The organism is Planctomycetota bacterium (genome assembly GCA_018242585.1).
Lineage (GTDB): Bacteria > Planctomycetota > Planctomycetia > Pirellulales > PNKZ01 > JAFEBQ01.
The window spans coordinates 55,923-73,331 of the sequence record JAFEBQ010000015.1 but is presented as its reverse complement, the minus strand read 5'-3'; the positions used below and the strand labels follow the sequence as shown (position 1 = coordinate 73,331).

Sequence of the window (17,409 nt, the reverse complement as noted above, 5' to 3'; positions counted from 1 at the left end):
AGCCTCCCATGAGTACGCCACGCCGAATTGCCATCGTCACCGGCGCGGGCTCGGGAATTGGCCGAGCCGTGGCGCTGGCGTTGCTGCACGACGGGTACGCCGTGGCGCTGGTTGGCCGTCGCGCCGAGGCGTTGGCTGCCACAAAGGAACTGGCGGGCGAGCACGGCGCGAGCGCGTTGACAGTCCCCTGCGACGTTACCGATCCGGCTGCCGTGCGGTCGCTTTTCGATCGAGTGATGCAAGAGTTCCGCCGCGTCGACCTGTTGTTCAACAACGCCGGCATCGGCGCGCCGCCAGTGCCGCTCGACGAACTCGGCGACGCGCAATGGCGTTCGGTGGTCGATGTGAACCTGTCGGGCGCGTTCTGGTGCATGCGCGAAGCGTTTCGGGTGATGAAAGCCCAGTCGCCGCGCGGCGGACGAATCATCAACAACGGCTCGATCTCTGCTCACACGCCGCGGCCCAATTCGGCACCTTATACAGCGACCAAGCACGCGATTGCCGGGTTGACCAAGTCGGGGGCGCTCGATGGCCGGGCCCACAACATAGCCGTCAGCCAGATCGACATCGGCAACGCGGCCACCGAGTTAACCGAACGGATGAGTCGCGGCGTTCCGCAGGCCAATGGCACGATGGCGCCAGAGCCAACCATGGACGTGCAACACGTCGCGCGAACGGTGCTACACATGGCCGGCTTGCCGCTCGACGCCAACATGCTGTTCGTCACGATCATGGCCACGCAAATGCCGTTCGTCGGCCGCGGTTAAGAGATCGCGTATTTGGCGAGAGCGAGCGACAATCCTTTGCCGGCGTTTGATCCGAGCCAACACGCCAGCCAATTCCGCGCGCGATGGATAGTTTGCGGTTGCCACCGTGCATTTCTTGACAAGCCACCAGGACACGCCTATACAACATTCGCCCTTACATAAGATCATAAGCGTTCAGCGTCGCGGCAGTGGTCTCGACGGCAGATCGATTCCGAGTTGAATAACAACCTTGCCAATCAGAAAGTAGCGCACTCATGAAAATGTTCGCTGTTGCACTCGTCACGATGGTGTTGTTGGGTGGTGGAGCCGCGCTTGCTCAACAGCTAGCGCCGGCGGCCAAGTCCAAGGCGTTTCAAGCGGGTAAGCCGCTGGGCTCGGTGAACGAAGCGGGGCAGTTCGTCCCGCTGACCAGCAACGTCAAGGTCTATGGCAGCTTCCGCTTTGCTGAAAGCGTCACCTACGATCCCACGCGCAACTTGATCGTGGTGATGAACGCTGGCGTGACAGAGAAGCAGGAGCCGAACGATGGCTATGTCTCGCTGTTGAACCCCGATGGCACGGTTCACACGGCCAAATGGATCGGCGCCACGCGCGACGGGCTGACGTTGAATCATCCCTTGGGTAGCTGCATCCAAGGGGGCACACTGTACACGGCCGACATCGACACCGTCCGCACGTTCGACTTGGCCACGGGCCAGCCGGGCCGCGCGTACCCGGTGCCGGGCTCCACGTTCCTCAACGGCATTGCCGTGACCAAGGATGGCACGATCTTTGTCTCGAACACGCGGCCGCCGGAGTGCGTTTACAAGATCACGCCGTCGGGCGACGTCTCGAGCTTTGTCGAAGGCAAGCCGCTGGCGCTGCCCAACGGTGTGGCGATTGACCAGGATGGCAACGTGGTGGTGGTCAACGTCGGTGACAACGCCGTGCTGACTTTCGATTCAAATGGCAAGCTCGTCCGCACCGAGCATGCCGCCGAAGGAGGGAACGACGGCATCGTCGTCCTGGCCGACGGCACCAAGTACGTCAGCAGCGTCAAGTTCGGCAGCGTCTCGAAGATTGTCCCGGGGCAGCAGGCCACGATCATCGCCGCCGGCATCCCGAGCGCCGCCTCGATGGGCTACGACTCAAAGCAGCATCAGCTCATTATCCCCATGAACCCCAACAACGCCGTGGCGTTCATTAAGCTGAACAGGTGATTCTACTTTTGGTGGTGGAAGCCTGGTCGCGGTCTTCGCGCCGTTGAATGTGTGGCATGGCGACTGGTCAAACGAGGAGTCGACTTCCGGTGACGATACGAAAAGCCCGGGCCGCCAGTGTCGCGTTTGTCCTCCTTGGGTTGGTGGCGTTCGCGGCGCGGGCCACCGCCGCCGAGCCCCGGCAATCGATCGGGCGCGCGATCGAGAAGCTGAAGACGAAGAAGTCGCTGACCATCGGCTACCTGGGAGGTTCGATTACCGCCGGCGCTGGCGCTTCGGACAGTCGAAAGACCTCCTGGCGGGCGCTCACCACCGCCTGGTTTCAACAGCAGTTTCCCGACGCCACGATCAAGGAAGTCAACGCGGCGATCGGCGGAACAGGCTCCGATCTGGGAGCGTTCCGCTGCCCACGCGACCTGCTGGCCAAGGATCCCGATCTGGTGTTCGTCGAATTCGCGGTCAACGACGGCGGCTCGGCCGAGCAGCGCGTCAAGCGCGCGACCGAGGGGATTGTCCGGCAAATCCTGTTGGCCAATCCCTGGGCGGAGATTGTCTTCGTTTACACCACCACCAAAACCCTGGCGCCGGCGTACGCCCAGGGAGAACTACCCAAGGCGGTCACGTATCACCACGCGATTGCCCAGCACTATGGCATTCCCGAAATTAATGTCGGCCGCGCACTGGTGGAACAGATCGCTCAAGGCAACGGCACTTGGGAAACACTGACCACGGACGGCGTCCACCCCAACGACGCTGGGTACGCGCTGTACATGAAGACGATCGCTGAGTACCTGGCGGCTCATCAGCGCGACACTCCCGCGCCAGGTTCCACCGACTTGCCCGACCCGCTGACTAACGATCCGTTTAGCGGGGCGCACATGCAAGACGTGACCGCGCTCTACGCGCCAGGCTGGACCAAGGAAGAGAAGTCATTCGCCGGGCACTTTCCCCACTATCTGGCCTGCCACGAACCGGGCACGGAATTGGTCCACAAGTTCAGCGGCACCACCATCGGCGTCTTCTGGTTGATTGCGCCGGACAGCGGCGACATCGAATGGAGCATCGATGACAGCCCGCCCCAGCGTCTTTCCAGTTGGGACAAGTACGCTCTCAAGTTCACCCGCGCGAATTACGCGATCTTGTCCGACAGCCTTCCCTCGGGCGAACACACCCTGAAGATCAAGGTGTTGGGCGACAAGAACGCTCAATCAAAGGGAACCTGGATTCGCATCGCGGCGCTGCTGGTGCATTGCGACTGCTGAAATCGCCTCCTTGATGCACCCGCTAGAACTTGCCGCGGCGCGAGACGGCAGATGAGGGTCGCGCGTCAATCGGGCGCGACATCCCACCGACCCGCGCGCTGCCTCGCTTCACCCTTCCATCGAATACGCCGGCAAGTCGTTGACGATGGCCACCGTTTCCAGGCTCACTCGGATCGGCATTATACTTGTCGATCACCTTGAGCAGCGTTTTGTTCTGCCTGCCCGCCGGTGTTTGCTTCGCCATGGAGCAGCCTTCTGAACGTGGGAATCGACGACGGGCGTCGCGGAACGAGCAGTCATATCGCGGGCGGGACAAGCGCGGGGCAACGGAAGTCAGCGTTAGCCAACCTGAACGGTCAGCATGGAAATGGAGCCACCATCCACGCCTTCGATGGGGAACGCAATCGGGTCGTTTTTCTGACTAGTCCCGACAACGTACAGCAGGGGCAGGAAATGATCGGGGGTCGGAATCGAAAGCTGGGCGTCACGTCCCAGTTTCTCGTACTGGATCAGCGGGTCGAACTCGCCGGCTTGTAACATTTGCCGCGCTGCCGACTCGAACCGAACAGCCCAGTCGTAGGGTTCGGACATGTGCTGTCCCCAAGCATAGGTGCGCAGGTTGTGGACGATATTGCCGCTGCCAACGATCAGGATACCCTCGTCGCGCAACGGGGCGAGTTTCCTGCCGATCTCGAAGTGGAATAGCGCCCCCTTCGATTCATCGATGCTCAGTTGCACGACCGGAATATCCGCGGCGGGATAAACATGAGTGAGCACCGACCACGTCCCGTGATCGAGCCCCCAGGAATCATCCAAGTTGACTGGCAACGGCGCGAGCAATTGTTGAACTCGGCGCGCCAGCGTCGGATCGCCGGGGGCCGAGTACTGTACCTGGTAAAGCTCGCGGGGGAATCCGCCGAAGTCGTGGATGGTTCGCGGCGAGGTGCTGATGGTGACGCCTGTGCCGGGGACAAACCAGTGTGCCGAGATGGCGAGAATCGCCTTGGGCCTAGCGATTTCTTTTCCGATGCGCGACCAGCCTTCGGTGAAGTTGTTCTGCCGCAGCGCATTCAAGGGATTGCCGTGGCCAATGAAGAGAGCGGGTAGCGTTTCCGTCAAAGGAGGTCGCCTTTCTGCCATTACGCTAAATGCGATTTAACCCAGGCCACGTAATGGTCCAGCCAGTTCTGGAGGAATTGCCTACTCGCTGGGCCGATGTTGCCTTCTCCATCGAATAAGTCGTCCTTCGCATGGATAAATGCTTCTGGTTGACCCATCGTCGGCACATCCAGATACGCGAGGACATTTCGCAAGTGCTGCTGTGCCAACGCGGTACCGATCGAGCCGATCGATGCGCCAAGCACGCCAGCAGGCTTGCCTGCCCAGACGCTCTGGCCATAGGGGCGTGATGCGTGGTCGATGGCATTTTTCAATACGCCGGGAATGGAGCGATTGTATTCCGGCGTAACGAACAGAAGGCCCCGCGCACCCGCGATGTCGGCCTTGAGTCGTTTGACGGATTCCGCCTGATGGGCGTCATCATCCTGGTTGTACAGAGGCAAGTCGCCAATCGAAACTTGTTTGAACTCGAATTCCGATGGTGCCAGTCGCGTGATACCGGTGGCCAGCTTTCGGTTGAAAGAGTCTTTGCGTAAGCTGCCCACGATTACCGCGATTTGAAACTTGTCCATGCTAATCTCCTAAAAATGCTGCGCGCCGACGGTGGAATCCGCACTGGACAGGCGTAGTTGATGACCTGAACCCTATCACGGCAGTTGGCGAAAGACAACAATCGTTACCGCTGGAAGTCAGCCGTTCGCTTTCCTGGTTGAATTGGTTGCGGCCCCCGCAATCGAGGGCGCCACGGATTTCCAATATTTCCGTAATTCAAGGGAGTCCGCGATGAGCAAAGAGCGATTAGCCGTGCCTTTTGTCACGGTACTGACGTTGCTTCTGCCTCTGGCTGGCGCGGCGCGCGCCGACACCGAATCATTGGAGGCGGAAGTGCGCCAACGGGCCAAGGATGTCGAGGCGGAACTCATCGCATTACGCAGAGACATTCACCAGCACCCGGAGCTTGGCGATCAGGAGAGGCGCACCGCGGGGCTCGTCGCAAAGTATCTGCGTGACCTTAAGCTGGACGTGCGAACAGGCGTTGCACGAACGGGCGTTGTCGGAATCCTGAAAGGGGGAAAGCCGGGACGTATTGTTGCCCTGCGCGCCGATATGGACGCGCTTCCGGTCAAAGAGCCGGCTGGGCTTCCCTTTGCTTCCAAGGAAATGGGGAACTATCACGGAAAGATGGTCCCCGTGATGCACGCCTGTGGTCACGACACGCACACCGCAATGTTGCTGGCAACCGCAAAGGTGCTGGCCAGCATCAAGGACGACCTGCCGGGCACGGTGATGTTCATCTTTCAACCGGCCGAAGAAGGTTCGAGCCTGTTCGATCCGACCTCGGGCCAAAGCTGGGGAGCCAAGCTGATGATGGAGCAGGGCCTCTTCAAGGACATTAAGCCCGACGCCATCTTCGCTCTTCACGTGATGCCTAGTCGTTCCGGCGAGATTGCCTACCGAACTGGCGCCACGACTGCCAGCGGGGATGACCTGGAGATTACCATCACGGGAAAACAAGGGCACGGCGGCATGCCCTGGAACACGGTGGATTCGATCGTGACCTCGGCCAGCATTATCTCCGGGCTGCAAACAGTAGTCAGCCGAAAAGCCAATCTCATCGAATCACCCCTGGTCGTCACGATCGGTACCATCAATGGCGGAACAGCGTCGAACATCGTGGCTGAAACGGTCAAAATGACGGGCACCATTCGGGCATATGACGAGAAAGTTCGGCAGCAGGCACACCGCGACATTCGCCTGACAGTGGAAAAAATTGCGGAAAGCGCGGGGGCGAAAGCCGCCGTATCGATTACGAAGAATTATGACACGACGATCAATAACGAGCACTTGGCGGCACAAATGGCCCCCGTTCTAAAGCGTGCCGCTGATGGCAAGGTGACGACATCGCCGTTGGTGGGAGCGTCCGAAGACTTCTCCGTCTATGCTCGGGAAATGCCCGGATTATTCATTTTCCTAGGCATCACGCCGGTCGATCAAGACCCCGCCAAAGCCGCGCCTAACCACAGCCCTGATTTTTTTGTCGATGAGAGCGCACTGGTGGTGGGAACTCGAACACTGGCCTCGTTGGCGGTAAACTTTCTTGGCGAAGCGCCGAAGAAGTAAGAAGAATTCCGCGAGGCGTGATGATCGCAAGCAGACGCTATCGCACACGATGTTTATCTCGCTGCTTTCCCAACTGGGTCGGCCAGGCTCAACCGCGTGTCGTCAAGACCGAGGGGCAGACGCCGCATCTCGGCACGGCGTCGCTCATTCATTCCGGCGGAAAGGGTGTGAACTCGTACCTCGTATGGGAGCGGGCGCAGCCACAGGGACGGAAATCGAACCGGTTGCGCAAAGCACCGATTGGAGGCTGGTTCGCCGACCTTTCCCAGTATTTCGCGCAGCTCGTGTGCCGTTGCTGGGAGCCGTGCGGCACGTGGAGACGCTTCAAGACGGATTTGGTAGAATTCAGAGAGTTGAATTACCCGTTTACGGAGGAGGAAACCGATGAGCATCGAAAAAATTCGCGACGAAGGGCAAACTTTAGGCATTCCCACGGGCAAAGTGCTGGGAATCGTTGATTCGCGTGCCGATTGCGAAAAGGTTGCGCATGCACTTGCCGCAGCGGGATTTCCCAAGACTGAGGTTCTGGTTGGGGACGCGGGAGTTCAGTTGCTGGAAAGGGTCAATCAATTCTTCTTCAGCGACATGGAAGACCGCGTTCTGCGCCGGCACCTTGAAGAGTTGCGCGCCGGACATGCGATTATCGCCGTCGAAGCACCCTCGGATCGCGTGAATGATGTTGTCCGCGTGGCTTCTGCTAACGGCGCTAGACTCCTTGTTCATTTCGGCTTTTTGGCGGTGACCTGGCTAACTGCGTAATTCCGCAGTCGAGAATGTGATTGCGAACATCGTGACTTGTCATGTGGCGGAGAGAGAATCAGCCCCGGCTCGCTCGTGCCGAGATGATTAGTCCGATGGTTCGCCCCGCGCGCCAGATACGGGATCGGCTCGCCTCGATCAAGCTGCAACTCGACGTGCTGGACCGGTCGCATGATGAAACGGCCGAGTTAGCGGTGAAAGTTTTTGAACTTTCGCAAACCCTGCGGCAGCGGTGGCTTACGGCCGACTACGCCGCCAAGCGGCGAATTTTGGAAATCGTGTTTTTGAACTGCCGACTCGACGACGCAAGTCTCGTCCCACAAATAAGAAAGCCCTTCGACGTGCTCGCCGAAGGGCTTTCTATCTCGTTAAGTCGGGGCGACAGGATTTGAACCTGCGACCTCTTGACCCCCAGTCAAGCGCGCTAGCCAGGCTGCGCCACGCCCCGCGATTTGATTCCGCTTGGGTTCGGCACGCTTGTCGCAACGGCACTGCTGCCAGCAAGACAACGCCATCCAGGCGGAGCTTTCACGTCAAACACGTTCTCGAGTCGCAAAGCCAACTCGCTGGGCGAGTTGCTGCCGGCTGACTTACATCGAAGCAAGCAACACGGCGAACCACGGCGACGCCTTGGGGGAAGCGGCCACTCGCGGTCTTGGGCGATGGAATCGCGCCTGTCGAACAGGGGCCAAGTATCGCAAATCCGCCCCCCGCCCGCAACTCGTTACACGCGGCCGACGCTGGCATTTCCACCCGCAAACGCCCGTATTTCGCCGCCGGTTGTTCGGCCCGGAAAACGGAATACACTATTTTTGAAGCCGGCGACTCTGCCGACTTCGTTCATGGTCTGCATTGCCTGAGCCCAGGCCGTGTTGCCTGCCCACTACTGACACTGTGTCGCCCCCCTGCACCGCTCCACCCTTCCCGCCGAGGAGTCCTCACATCATGCTCAGCGTTTCCTGGTCGAACTCCGCGCGTCGCTCCGCGCTGCTCGTCGCGTCGTTGGCTTTGGCCTTGTTGTCGATCGGTTCGCTGGCAAATGCTCAGAACGAAGGAACCGCCACGATGAAAAAACTCCGCGTGGGCATCATCGGTCTCGACACCTCGCACTGCGCCGCCTTTACCAAGGCCATCAAGGACCCGAACGCGGCCCCCGAATTGAAGTCCATGGAAATCGTCGCCGCCTTCCCCGGCGGCAGCCCCGACGTCGAGTCCAGTCGCAGCCGCGTCGAAGGTTACACGGCCGAGTTGAAGAGCCTGGGCGTGGAGATCGTGCCGTCGATCGATGAATTGTTGACGCGCGTCGATGCTGTGTTGCTCGAAAGCGTCGACGGCCGTCCTCACCTGGACCAGGTGCGACCGGTGATCAAGGCTCGCAAGCCGGTCTTTGTCGATAAGCCGGTGGCGGGCAGCCTGGCCGACGCGGTGGAAATCTTCCGCCTGGCCAAGGAAGCAGGCGTGCCGTTGTTCTCCAGCTCGTCGCTGCGTTACAGCCCTGACCTGATCGCACTGGCCAACAGCGAGAAACTCGGACCCGTGCAAGGGTGCCTGGTCCACTCGCCATGCTCGCTCGAGCCGCATCATCCCGACTTGTTCTGGTACGGCATTCACGGCGTCGAGATGGTCTTCACGCTGATGGGCCCGGGCTGCGTTTCGGTCCAGCGGACCACGACGGCCGACACCGATGTCGTGACCGGCGTGTGGCGCGACGGACGCGTGGCCACGTTCCGCGGCGTGCGCGGCGGCAAGCCGGGCTATGGCGGCATGGTCTACGGCGCCAAGGGGACCGAGCCGATCCTGGCCGAAGGTGGCAAGGCGATCCGCGTCAGCTACCAGCCGCTGTTGGTCGAGATCGGCAAGTTCTTCCAGACCGGCCGCGCGCCGGTGCCCGCCGAGGTGACGACGGAAATCTTCGCCTTCATGGAAGCGGCCGACGAGAGCAAACGCCAAGGGGGCTGCCCGGTCACGCTGGAATCGGTGTTGAAAAAGGCCGAGCAGCAGAATGCGAGCCGGAGCGCGCAATGAGCGTCTGAGACTTTCCATGCTAAGTCTCAATGCCCAATCACCAATGACCAAGTGAAGACGAAGCACGAATGAGAAATGTTGCGCGTTTCTTCTCCGCTTGCGGTTTAGCCGCCGCTGTCTATCTCACATTTGCAGTTCATTCGCCACTGCACGCCGCGGGCGTCGTGCAGGCCGACGTGGTGGTCTATGGGGCGACGCCGGCCGGTGTGTGCGCGGCCATTGGCGCCGCGCGCGAAGGGGCCCAGACGGTCCTCGTCGAACCGAGCCAGTTGATCGGCGGCGTCAACAGCGGCGGCCTCTGTTTCAGCGACTCGAACCAGATGGTGCGCAGCGCGCTACGCGGTTTGTTCGAGGAGTTCCATCAGCGGATCGAGGACGATTACACTCGGCGCGGCATCACTCTTCCCTACCGCGTGGCCGAGAAGGACCAGAGCAAGTGGACTTACGAGCCGCACGTGGCCGAGCGCGTGGCCCTGGCCATGCTTAAAGAAGCCGGTGTGAAGATCGTCACGAGCGCCGTCCTAGCGCGCGTGGAAAAGCAAGACGCGCGGATCACCACCCTGGCCACGATTGACGGAAAAAAGTTCGAGGCCCCGGTCTTCGTTGACGCCACCTACGAAGGCGACCTGCTGGCCGGGGCCGGAGTCAGTTGGACGATCGGCCGCGAGGGGCGCGACGAGTACGGCGAGTCGCTAGCCGGCAAGCAATATCCCAAGCCAGCGATGGCCATGTCGGGGCTTGACGCCAGCGGCAAATTGCTGCCGCTGTTGACGACGACCGACGCCGGCGACGCCGCGGCCGGCGACAAGAACGTGATGGTTTACAGCTTTCGGCTCTGCCTGACGACGACGCCGGAGAACCGCGTGTCGTTCCCCAAGCCCCAGCACTACGACCCGGCGCGGTTCGAAGCGGTTCGTCGCTACTTCGCCCAGGAGAAGAAGCCGATCCTGTTGTGGGATTTGTATCCGTTGCCGAACGGCAAGATCGACGCCAACAACGGGATTGGCAAGCAGTTCTCGATGGGACTGATCGGCGCTGGTAACCGCTGGTGCGAGGCGAGCCCCGCCGAGCGCGCAGCGATTTGGGAAGCGCACAAGCAGTACACCCTTGAACTGTACCAGTTTCTGACGACCGATCCGGCCGTGCCGAGCGAGCTGCGCGAGCAACTGGCGAAACTGGGACTCTGCCGCGACGAGTTCGCCAGCTACGACCATTGGTCGCCCCAGCTCTATGTGCGCGAAGGGCGGCGAATGCGCGGCGCGGCCGTGATGACCCAGGCCGACATCCTGACCACCGGCGCGAAGCCCGACTCGATTGCCGTGGTGTCGTTCCCGATCGATTCCCACGATTGCCAGCGCGTCGCTCGCGGCACGACTGAAGTGATCAACGAAGGGACGATCTTCCCGGTTCGCATCCCGGGCAAGCGGCACGGCTACGCCTATCAGGTGCCCTACCGGGCCATCACGCCGAAGGCCGCTGAATGCGGCAATCTACTGGTCCCCGTGGCGCTGTCAGCGACTCACGTGGCATATAGCTCAATCCGCGTCGAGCCGGCCTGGATGACCATCGGCCACAGCGCCGGCGTCGCCGCCGCGCTGGCTTCCAAGCAAAAGACAGCGGTGCAAGAACTCGACTACGCCGCGCTGCGCAAGCGACTTCTGGCTCAGCGCCAAGTGCTGGATTTGCCTGCGGCTGAGAAGCCTCAATGACCAAGGGGATGTGCCACAGCATCACGCCGCAACACATCCCCTTTTCATTGGTCATTGGGATTTGGACATTGGGGCTTAGCATGGAAGCCCGCGCCTCCCGCAGCGCTCTATCCCAGCGCCTTGATCGCCACTTCGCGGCATTGGCGAATCTCGTCGATCGGGTCCTTGGGGTTCTCTTCGTATTCCAGGGCGATCACCCCGTCGGCGGGGAAGTTCACCTGGCGCAGCGCGTCGAACACCGCCGCCACGTTCAGATGACCTTTGCCCAGGATCACGCCCTTGGTCTTGTCGGCCTGCTCGGCGAAGTCCTTCAGGTGGACGCCGAACAAGCGACCTTGCAGCGAGCGGATGACGTGGACCGGGTCTTCGGCCGAGCGGATAAAGTGACCCAGGTCGGCGCACGCGCCGATGTTCTTGTGATGGTCCTTGATGGCGTCGAGCACGTCGACCACTTTGTTGTAGCGGTGCTTCGGCCCGTGGTTGTGAATGCCGATCCGCACGTCGAACTCCTCGACCAACTTGTCCAGGCTGTCGAACGAATCGGGGTCCGGGTCGGCCGACAGATTGCGAATGCCCGCCAGCTTGGCGAACTCGAACATCCGCTTGTTCTTGTCGTGATCTTTGGTAAAGCGATTCACGCCGTGGGCCAGGCAGGTCAGCTCGAGTCCCTTCATCTTGTCGAGCGTCGCTTGAATCTCACTCGAATCGGTGCTGATCGGGAACATGCCCGGGTACATCTCGATCACGCGAAAGCCCAGGTCGTGGGCGTGCTGCATCGCCTCGGCCACTGGAAAGCCACGCAGCGAGTACATCTGAATGCCGACTTTCAGGTCCGACGCCGCGGCGGCGGCCAACACCGCACGCTGGCTGGTCAGGCAAGCGGCCGCGGCAGCGCCGGCCGACACGCCAAGAAAACGACGACGATCAAGGGTGCGTAGCATGGTCAAAACTCCTGGTTAGCGAGTGAAAGCTGGCAGCGTTGCCGGTGCGCGACACGATGCGCCGATACCGGATGGCGGGTCTGTCCGCCCCGTGGGCTGCCGCTAGAATACAAGCTGAATCTTCCCTTTTCCAGCAACGCGGCGGCGCATGGCTGACAATTCGGGCCCCGATGCTTTCGATCCCGACGACTCGGACGCCGAGCGTGCCGATCCGCTCGCCGCAGGGGCGTTGGGCGATGAAGCGCTGGGCGAAGCCGATTCACTGGAGAACGACGATCCGTTCGCCGAGGTCGCCGCTGACCGAGCCGCCGAGGCCGAACTTGAACCTCCCGAGTCCGAAACGCCGGTCGAAGTTACCGACGAAGACCTGCGCGGCCGCAGCCCTGGCTTTCGCGCCGCCGCCGAAAAGGTTCGCAAGTTCCCCCACACGCCTGGCGTGTACCTGATGAAAGACGCCGCCGGCGTCGTGATTTACATCGGCAAGGCGGTCAATCTGCGCAACCGGGCCGGCAGTTACTTCCTGCGAGCCGCCGCCGAGGACCGCCGCACGGCGGAACTGGTGCGCGAGATCGCCGACATCGATTTCTTGCCCTGCGACAGCGAAGTCGACGCCCTGTTGGCCGAAGCCCGGCTCGTCAAAGATGTCCAGCCGAAATACAACCGCAGCCTGAAAGACGGCAAGTCGTTCCCCTATCTGCAGATTCACATTCGCGAGGACTTCCCCCGCGTCGAGTTCACGCGCCAGCCAGTGCGCGGCGCGAAGCTGTATGGCCCGTTCCCCAGCGCCGGCACCCTGCGCGGAGCGATTCAGGTGCTGCAAAAGATCTTCAAGTTCCGCACCTGCTCGCTGGACATCGAAGACGGCGATCAGCGGTGGCGCTGGTTCCGGCCGTGCCTGCTGGCCAGCATCAATCAATGCACCGCGCCGTGCAACTTGCGCATCTCGAAGGAACAGTACAAGCAAGACATCGCCCGACTGCGAATGTTCCTCGACGGCAACAAGAAGAAGCTGCTCGACGAGATGCGCGGCGAGATGCAGCAAGCCGCCGCGGCCCGCCATTTTGAAAAGGCGGCCCGGCTGCGCGACGACATTCAAATGCTCGAAACGATCGACCGCCGTGGCCGGCTTGACACCCATGCGCAGCCCGAGGTGTTTTACATCGATCCCAAGCGCGGCCTGGCGGGGCTGAAAAAACTGCTGAACCTCCCGCACGTGCCGCGAACCATCGAAGGGGTCGACATTGCCCACCTGGGCGGAGACGAAACGGTCGCCAGCCTGGTCCAGTTCATCGACGGCGTGCCGTTCAAGCCGGGCTATCGCCGCTACAAGATTCGTGGCGTGCAAGGAATCGACGACTTTTCGAGCATTCACGAAGTCGTCGCCCGTCGGTTCCAAGGGTTGCAACAGCGTGGCGACAAGGCGCCGGATATTTTGCTCATCGACGGCGGCCGCGGACAGTTGAACGCTGGGCTCGCCGCGTTCAAGCAACTGGACATCACGCCCCCGGCGGTGATTTCGCTGGCCAAGCGCGAGGAAGAGGTTTACCTGCCCGACCGTGACGAGCCGCTTAGGCCGAGCCGGCACGCCTACTCGCTGCGGCTGTTGCAGTACGTCCGCGACGAAGCCCACCGCTTTGCCCAGCACTATCACCACCTGCTCCGCAAGCGGACGACGTTTGACGAGTGAGGGAAAGTTGCGAGCTGCTGGTTGCGAGTTGCTAGCGAAAGAGAACGGAAGACAATCATGGACAGCGCGAACCAGCTAGGCTCTCCCCTTCTCCTCTAGCAACCCGCAACCAGCAACTTTTTCTTCCCCCATGAACTCCAAGCAGCTGGAAAAACTTGGCGTGCCTGGCCATTGCTTGCGGACGGCGGTGCAGTGCATTGGCCGGGCGGCGAACGACCGCGCGCTCGAAGGGGTCGACCTGCGCGCGCGGATTCAATCGCTGCTGACCGAGCCCAAGCTGTTCGTCGGCGATTCGATCTTCGGCCCGCTGGCGACGGAAATCCTCGACACCGGCGTCGCAGCCGGCCCGCGCGAACCGATCGCCTATCGCACTTGGGGCGAGGCCGACATCGACCCGGCTTCGCACGTCCAGATGCGCGACGCTTGCTCGCTCCCCATGGCCACCGGCGCGGCTTTGATGCCTGACGCCCACGTGGGCTATGGTTTGCCCATCGGCGGCGTGTTGGCGCTCGATAACGCGGTGGTCCCTTACGCGGTCGGTGTCGACATCGCTTGCCGCATGAAGCTGTCGGTCCTCGACGTGCCAGCCGCGGCACTGGGCGAAGCCCGGCAAGCAGATCGCTTTGATGGTGCGCTCGAGCGGGGCACTCGCTTTGGTGTTGGCTCGGCTTACCAGACGCCCATGGACCACCCGGTCCTCGACGCCGATTGGACCATCACGCGAATCACCCGCGAGCATCGCGACAAGGCGGCCAAGCAGCTTGGCACCTCGGGTTCGGGAAACCATTTCGTCGAGTTCGGCGTGCTGACACTGGCCGCCCCCGACGCCGAGTTGGGTCTCGACGGCGGCGAGTATGTGGCGCTGCTCAGCCACAGCGGCAGCCGCGGCACCGGCGCGGCCGTCTGCTCGACCTACAGCGCGATCGCCCGGGCCAAACTTCCCAAGCAGCACGAGTGGGCGGGCCGGTTGGCGTGGCTTGATCTGGCCAGCGAAGCAGGCCAGGAGTACTGGGCCGCTATGAACCTGATGGGGGATTACGCCGCCGCCAACCACGACGTGATTCACCGCCAGGTGAGCAAGCTGCTCGGCGCGCGGATCGTCGCCGGTGTTGAGAACCACCACAACTTCGCCTGGCTCGAAGAGCACGGCGGCCGGCAGGTCGTCGTCCACCGCAAAGGGGCCACGCCCGCGGGTGTCGGCGTGCTGGGAGTCATTCCCGGCTCGATGGCCGACCCGGCCTTCGTCGTGCGCGGACTGGGCAATGCTGAAAGCCTGCACTCGGCGTCGCACGGCGCTGGTCGCTGCATGTCGCGGACTGCCGCCAAGCAGAAGTTCACCTGGAACGCGGTCAAGCGCGACCTGGCCCAACGCGGCGTCCGGGTCCTTTCGGCCGGCGCCGACGAAGTGCCCGGCGTCTACAAGAACATCGAGTCGGTGATGGCCGCCCAGCGCGACCTGGTCGACGTCGTCGCACGCTTCGACCCCAAGGTCGTGAAAATGTGCGGCGACGGGAGCAAAGCGGAGGATTGAGTAGCTAGCGATTAGCGACTAGCAATTAGCGATTAGACAAATGCGCCAAAGCGCGAGCGATGAACACCCCTTCCTTCCAGGGAGGGGCAGGGTAAAGACGCTCCCAGCCATTCACGCCCCGACCATCATTTGCTCAACGGTTCCAGCTTCGCGTCGATCGCTGTTTGCCCCCTAACCGGCGCTTCGCATGTCGACTGCTGACATACGAAGAGCGTGACGTCGTCGGGAGCACTGCGACCCGCAAAGAGTTCATCGAGCGCGGCGCTCTGCGACTTCGTCGGGCGCGCGGCCAGCAGCTTATTCGGCCAGAACCGCGTGCGTAGCGAACCGAAAGCGGCGGCCGCTGTGTCCGCATCGCGTCCCACGGCCACCAACTCGTATGCCGGCCCCAGCCAGCCGTCGAGCACCAACAAGAACTGCCCTGCCGCGCCGGGCGCGCGTTCGACGATCGGCGCGACCATCCGCAAAGTTCGTTCGCACGCTTCCAAGTAATCGCTCCGCCCGAGCAGGCGTCCTAGCTGGGCCAACAGCGTCGCCGCCATGCCATTGCCGCTGGGGGTGGCGCTGTCGTACAGATCGCGCTGGCGGACCAACAGCGCCTCGGCATCGTCGGCCGTGTAGTAAAAGCCTCCCTGCTCGGCGTCGGCAAAGTGTTTCAACAGCGCATCGGCCAGCGTGGCGGCGCGCTCGATCCAGCGCTCGTCGAACGTGGCCTGATACAAGCTGACCAATCCGCAGCCCAGGCAGGCGTAATCGTCCAGGTATCCGGCCAGCCGAGCCTTGCCATGCCGCCAGGTGTGCAACAGCCGGCCTCGCTCATCGCGCAGCGAGGTCCATAGAAACTCCGCTGCTCGGGCGGCCGCTTCCACATAGCGCGGCTCGGCCAATGCCGCTCCGGCCTGGGCGAGGCCGTCGATCATCAATCCGTTCCAGGCCACGAGCACTTTGTCGTCGAGCCCGGGCGGCACGCGCTTGGCCCGGGCCGCCAGCAACACGGCGCGACTGGCCGCCAGTTCGGCTTGCAACTCAGCCGGATCGCGCTCCATTAGCTTGGCGCAATCGGCAATCGACTTGGGCAGATTGAGAATGTTCGTCTCTTCAAAGTTGCCGTGCTCGCTGACGTCGTACACGCGGCAGAAACTGTCGGCCCGCTCGGGGCCCAGCAGTTGCTCGGCTTCGGCCGGCGTCCAGACGTAGTACTTCCCCTCGACTCCTTCGCTATCGGCGTCGAGCGTGCTGTAAAAGCCGCCGGCCGGATCGGTCATGTCGCGCAGGACATAATCGGCCACTTCGCGCACCACTCGGGCCAAGTCGTCGCGCCCACTGGCTTGCCACGCTTCGGTGTAGGCCGACAGGAGCAACGCGTTGTCGTAGAGCATCTTCTCGAAGTGGGGGACCAGCCAGCGGGCGTCGACCGAATAGCGATGAAAGCCGCCGCCGAGCTGATCGTACATTCCGCCGGCCGCCATCCGGTCGAGCGTGTGCGTGACCATCTGCAACAAGCCGTCGTTCTTGAATCGTCGCCAGCAGCGGAGCAAAACGCGCAGATCGACCGGATGAGGAAACTTCGGCTCGCTGCCGAACCCGCCGTAACGGAAGTCGAAGCTCCGCTCCAGCGCCCCGGCCGCTCCGCGCAAGTAGCCCACGATTGTGTCCGGCGCGAGGGTCGCGTCGGGAGCGTCGGCCTTGACCGGCGACGTTTGCAAGCGTTCAACGCTGGCCGACTCGGCAAGATGCCGCGTCAGTTCGTCGGCCTGCTCATGCACCGCGTCGCGGCGCGAGCGCCAGGCGTCGGTCACCGCGACAATGATCTGATCAAAGCCTGGCATCCCCATCCGCCCTGTCGGCGGCCAATAGGTTCCGCCATAGAACGGCTTCAACTCCGGCGTCAGAAAGACCGACATCGGCCAGCCGCCGCGGCCGGTCAGCATCTGGACCGCTTGCATGTAGACCTGGTCCAAGTCGGGACGCTCTTCCCGGTCGACCTTGATATTGATGAACGAGGCGTTCATCTGGGCGGCCAGCGCTTCGTTCTCGAAGCTTTCGTGCTCCATCACGTGGCACCAGTGACAGGCCGAGTAACCGATCGACAGGAAAATCGGCCGATCAAGCGCCCGCGCCGCCTGCAATGCCTCGTCCCCCCACGGATACCAATCCACCGGGTTGTGGGCGTGCTGCAGCAGATAAGGACTCGATTCATGAGCCAGGCGATTGGGCATAAAGGAAGTTGCTAGTTGCTGGTTTCTAGTTGCGAGTTAAAACAGACCTTTGAAAATGGATGGCGTTCGT

At 62.1% G+C, this 17,409-nt stretch carries 14 protein-coding genes, 1 tRNA gene and 1 pseudogene; 10 read left to right on the top strand and 6 right to left on the bottom strand.

What is annotated here, in order from left to right; all coding sequences use genetic code 11:
- The first annotated feature begins 8 nt into the window (after window positions 1-8).
- The 3 genes from JSS27_08250 to JSS27_08240 all read left to right on the top strand — a co-directional run bounded on the left by JSS27_08250 (window position 9) and on the right by JSS27_08240 (window position 3,228).
- Window positions 9-767, top strand: a complete 759-nt coding sequence (locus JSS27_08250) for an SDR family oxidoreductase (protein MBS0208928.1) — start codon at window positions 9-11, stop codon at window positions 765-767.
- Window positions 768-1,021: 254 nt separating this feature from the next.
- Window positions 1,022-1,966, top strand: a complete 945-nt coding sequence (locus JSS27_08245) for an SMP-30/gluconolactonase/LRE family protein (protein MBS0208927.1) — start codon at window positions 1,022-1,024, stop codon at window positions 1,964-1,966.
- An 89-nt stretch (window positions 1,967-2,055) separates the two neighbouring features.
- Window positions 2,056-3,228, top strand: coding sequence for a hypothetical protein (locus JSS27_08240; GenBank protein MBS0208926.1), 1,173 nt, complete (start codon window positions 2,056-2,058; stop codon window positions 3,226-3,228).
- A 22-nt stretch (window positions 3,229-3,250) separates the two neighbouring features.
- Here the strand turns inward: JSS27_08240 and JSS27_08235 are convergent, their stop codons facing one another.
- From JSS27_08235 to JSS27_08225, 3 genes are all read right to left on the bottom strand, one after another.
- On the bottom strand, window positions 3,251-3,472 hold the full coding sequence (locus tag JSS27_08235) for a hypothetical protein (protein MBS0208925.1): 222 nt from the start codon (window positions 3,470-3,472) through the stop codon (window positions 3,251-3,253).
- Window positions 3,473-3,567: 95 nt separating this feature from the next.
- Entirely contained in the window at window positions 3,568-4,347 is a 780-nt protein-coding gene (ygiD, locus tag JSS27_08230; protein MBS0208924.1) for a 4,5-DOPA dioxygenase extradiol, read from the bottom strand.
- Window positions 4,348-4,367: 20 nt separating this feature from the next.
- Entirely contained in the window at window positions 4,368-4,919 is a 552-nt protein-coding gene (locus JSS27_08225) for an NAD(P)H-dependent oxidoreductase (GenBank protein MBS0208923.1), read from the bottom strand.
- A gap of 211 nt (window positions 4,920-5,130) precedes the next feature.
- On the opposite strand from JSS27_08225, the gene JSS27_08220 reads away from it, so the two are divergent.
- From JSS27_08220 to JSS27_08210, 3 genes and pseudogenes are all read left to right on the top strand, one after another.
- Window positions 5,131-6,468 (top strand): amidohydrolase, encoded by a 1,338-nt coding sequence (locus tag JSS27_08220; protein ID MBS0208922.1) that lies wholly within the window; start codon window positions 5,131-5,133, stop codon window positions 6,466-6,468.
- Between the two features lie 384 nt (window positions 6,469-6,852).
- Window positions 6,853-7,227, top strand: a complete 375-nt coding sequence (locus JSS27_08215; GenBank protein ID MBS0208921.1) for a hypothetical protein — start codon at window positions 6,853-6,855, stop codon at window positions 7,225-7,227.
- A gap of 113 nt (window positions 7,228-7,340) precedes the next feature.
- A pseudogene (locus tag JSS27_08210) lies at window positions 7,341-7,619 on the top strand (recombinase family protein).
- Here the strand turns inward: JSS27_08210 and JSS27_08205 are convergent.
- Window positions 7,601-7,675 (bottom strand) — tRNA-Pro (locus JSS27_08205). The pseudogene JSS27_08210 and the gene JSS27_08205 overlap by 19 nt on opposite strands.
- A 497-nt stretch (window positions 7,676-8,172) precedes the next feature.
- Here JSS27_08205 and JSS27_08200 point away from each other — a divergent pair.
- Together JSS27_08200 and JSS27_08195 are read left to right on the top strand one after the other, a co-directional pair.
- Complete coding sequence (locus JSS27_08200) at window positions 8,173-9,252, top strand: Gfo/Idh/MocA family oxidoreductase (GenBank protein ID MBS0208920.1); 1,080 nt, start codon at window positions 8,173-8,175, stop codon at window positions 9,250-9,252.
- A 68-nt stretch (window positions 9,253-9,320) separates the two neighbouring features.
- Window positions 9,321-10,961 (top strand): FAD-dependent oxidoreductase, encoded by a 1,641-nt coding sequence (locus tag JSS27_08195; protein ID MBS0208919.1) that lies wholly within the window; start codon window positions 9,321-9,323, stop codon window positions 10,959-10,961.
- A 107-nt stretch (window positions 10,962-11,068) separates the two neighbouring features.
- Here the strand turns inward: JSS27_08195 and JSS27_08190 are convergent, their stop codons facing one another.
- Window positions 11,069-11,902 carry a sugar phosphate isomerase/epimerase gene (locus JSS27_08190; protein MBS0208918.1) on the bottom strand — a complete coding sequence of 278 codons (834 nt, stop codon included), beginning with the start codon at window positions 11,900-11,902 and terminating at the stop codon, window positions 11,069-11,071.
- 148 nt (window positions 11,903-12,050) lie between these two features.
- Between JSS27_08190 and JSS27_08185 the strand changes: the two genes are divergently transcribed.
- Both JSS27_08185 and JSS27_08180 read left to right on the top strand, forming a co-directional pair.
- A complete protein-coding gene (locus JSS27_08185) occupies window positions 12,051-13,589 on the top strand; it encodes an excinuclease ABC subunit UvrC (protein ID MBS0208917.1) in 1,539 nt (512 codons plus the stop codon).
- Between the two features lie 130 nt (window positions 13,590-13,719).
- Entirely contained in the window at window positions 13,720-15,120 is a 1,401-nt protein-coding gene (locus JSS27_08180) for an RtcB family protein (GenBank protein MBS0208916.1), read from the top strand.
- Window positions 15,121-15,245: 125 nt separating this feature from the next.
- Here JSS27_08180 and JSS27_08175 read toward each other — a convergent pair whose 3' ends face one another.
- The gene (locus JSS27_08175) at window positions 15,246-17,339 is read right to left on the bottom strand and encodes a thioredoxin domain-containing protein (protein ID MBS0208915.1); all 2,094 of its coding nucleotides are present in this window, start codon (window positions 17,337-17,339) and stop codon (window positions 15,246-15,248) included.
- Between the last annotated feature and the right edge of the window lie 70 nt (window positions 17,340-17,409).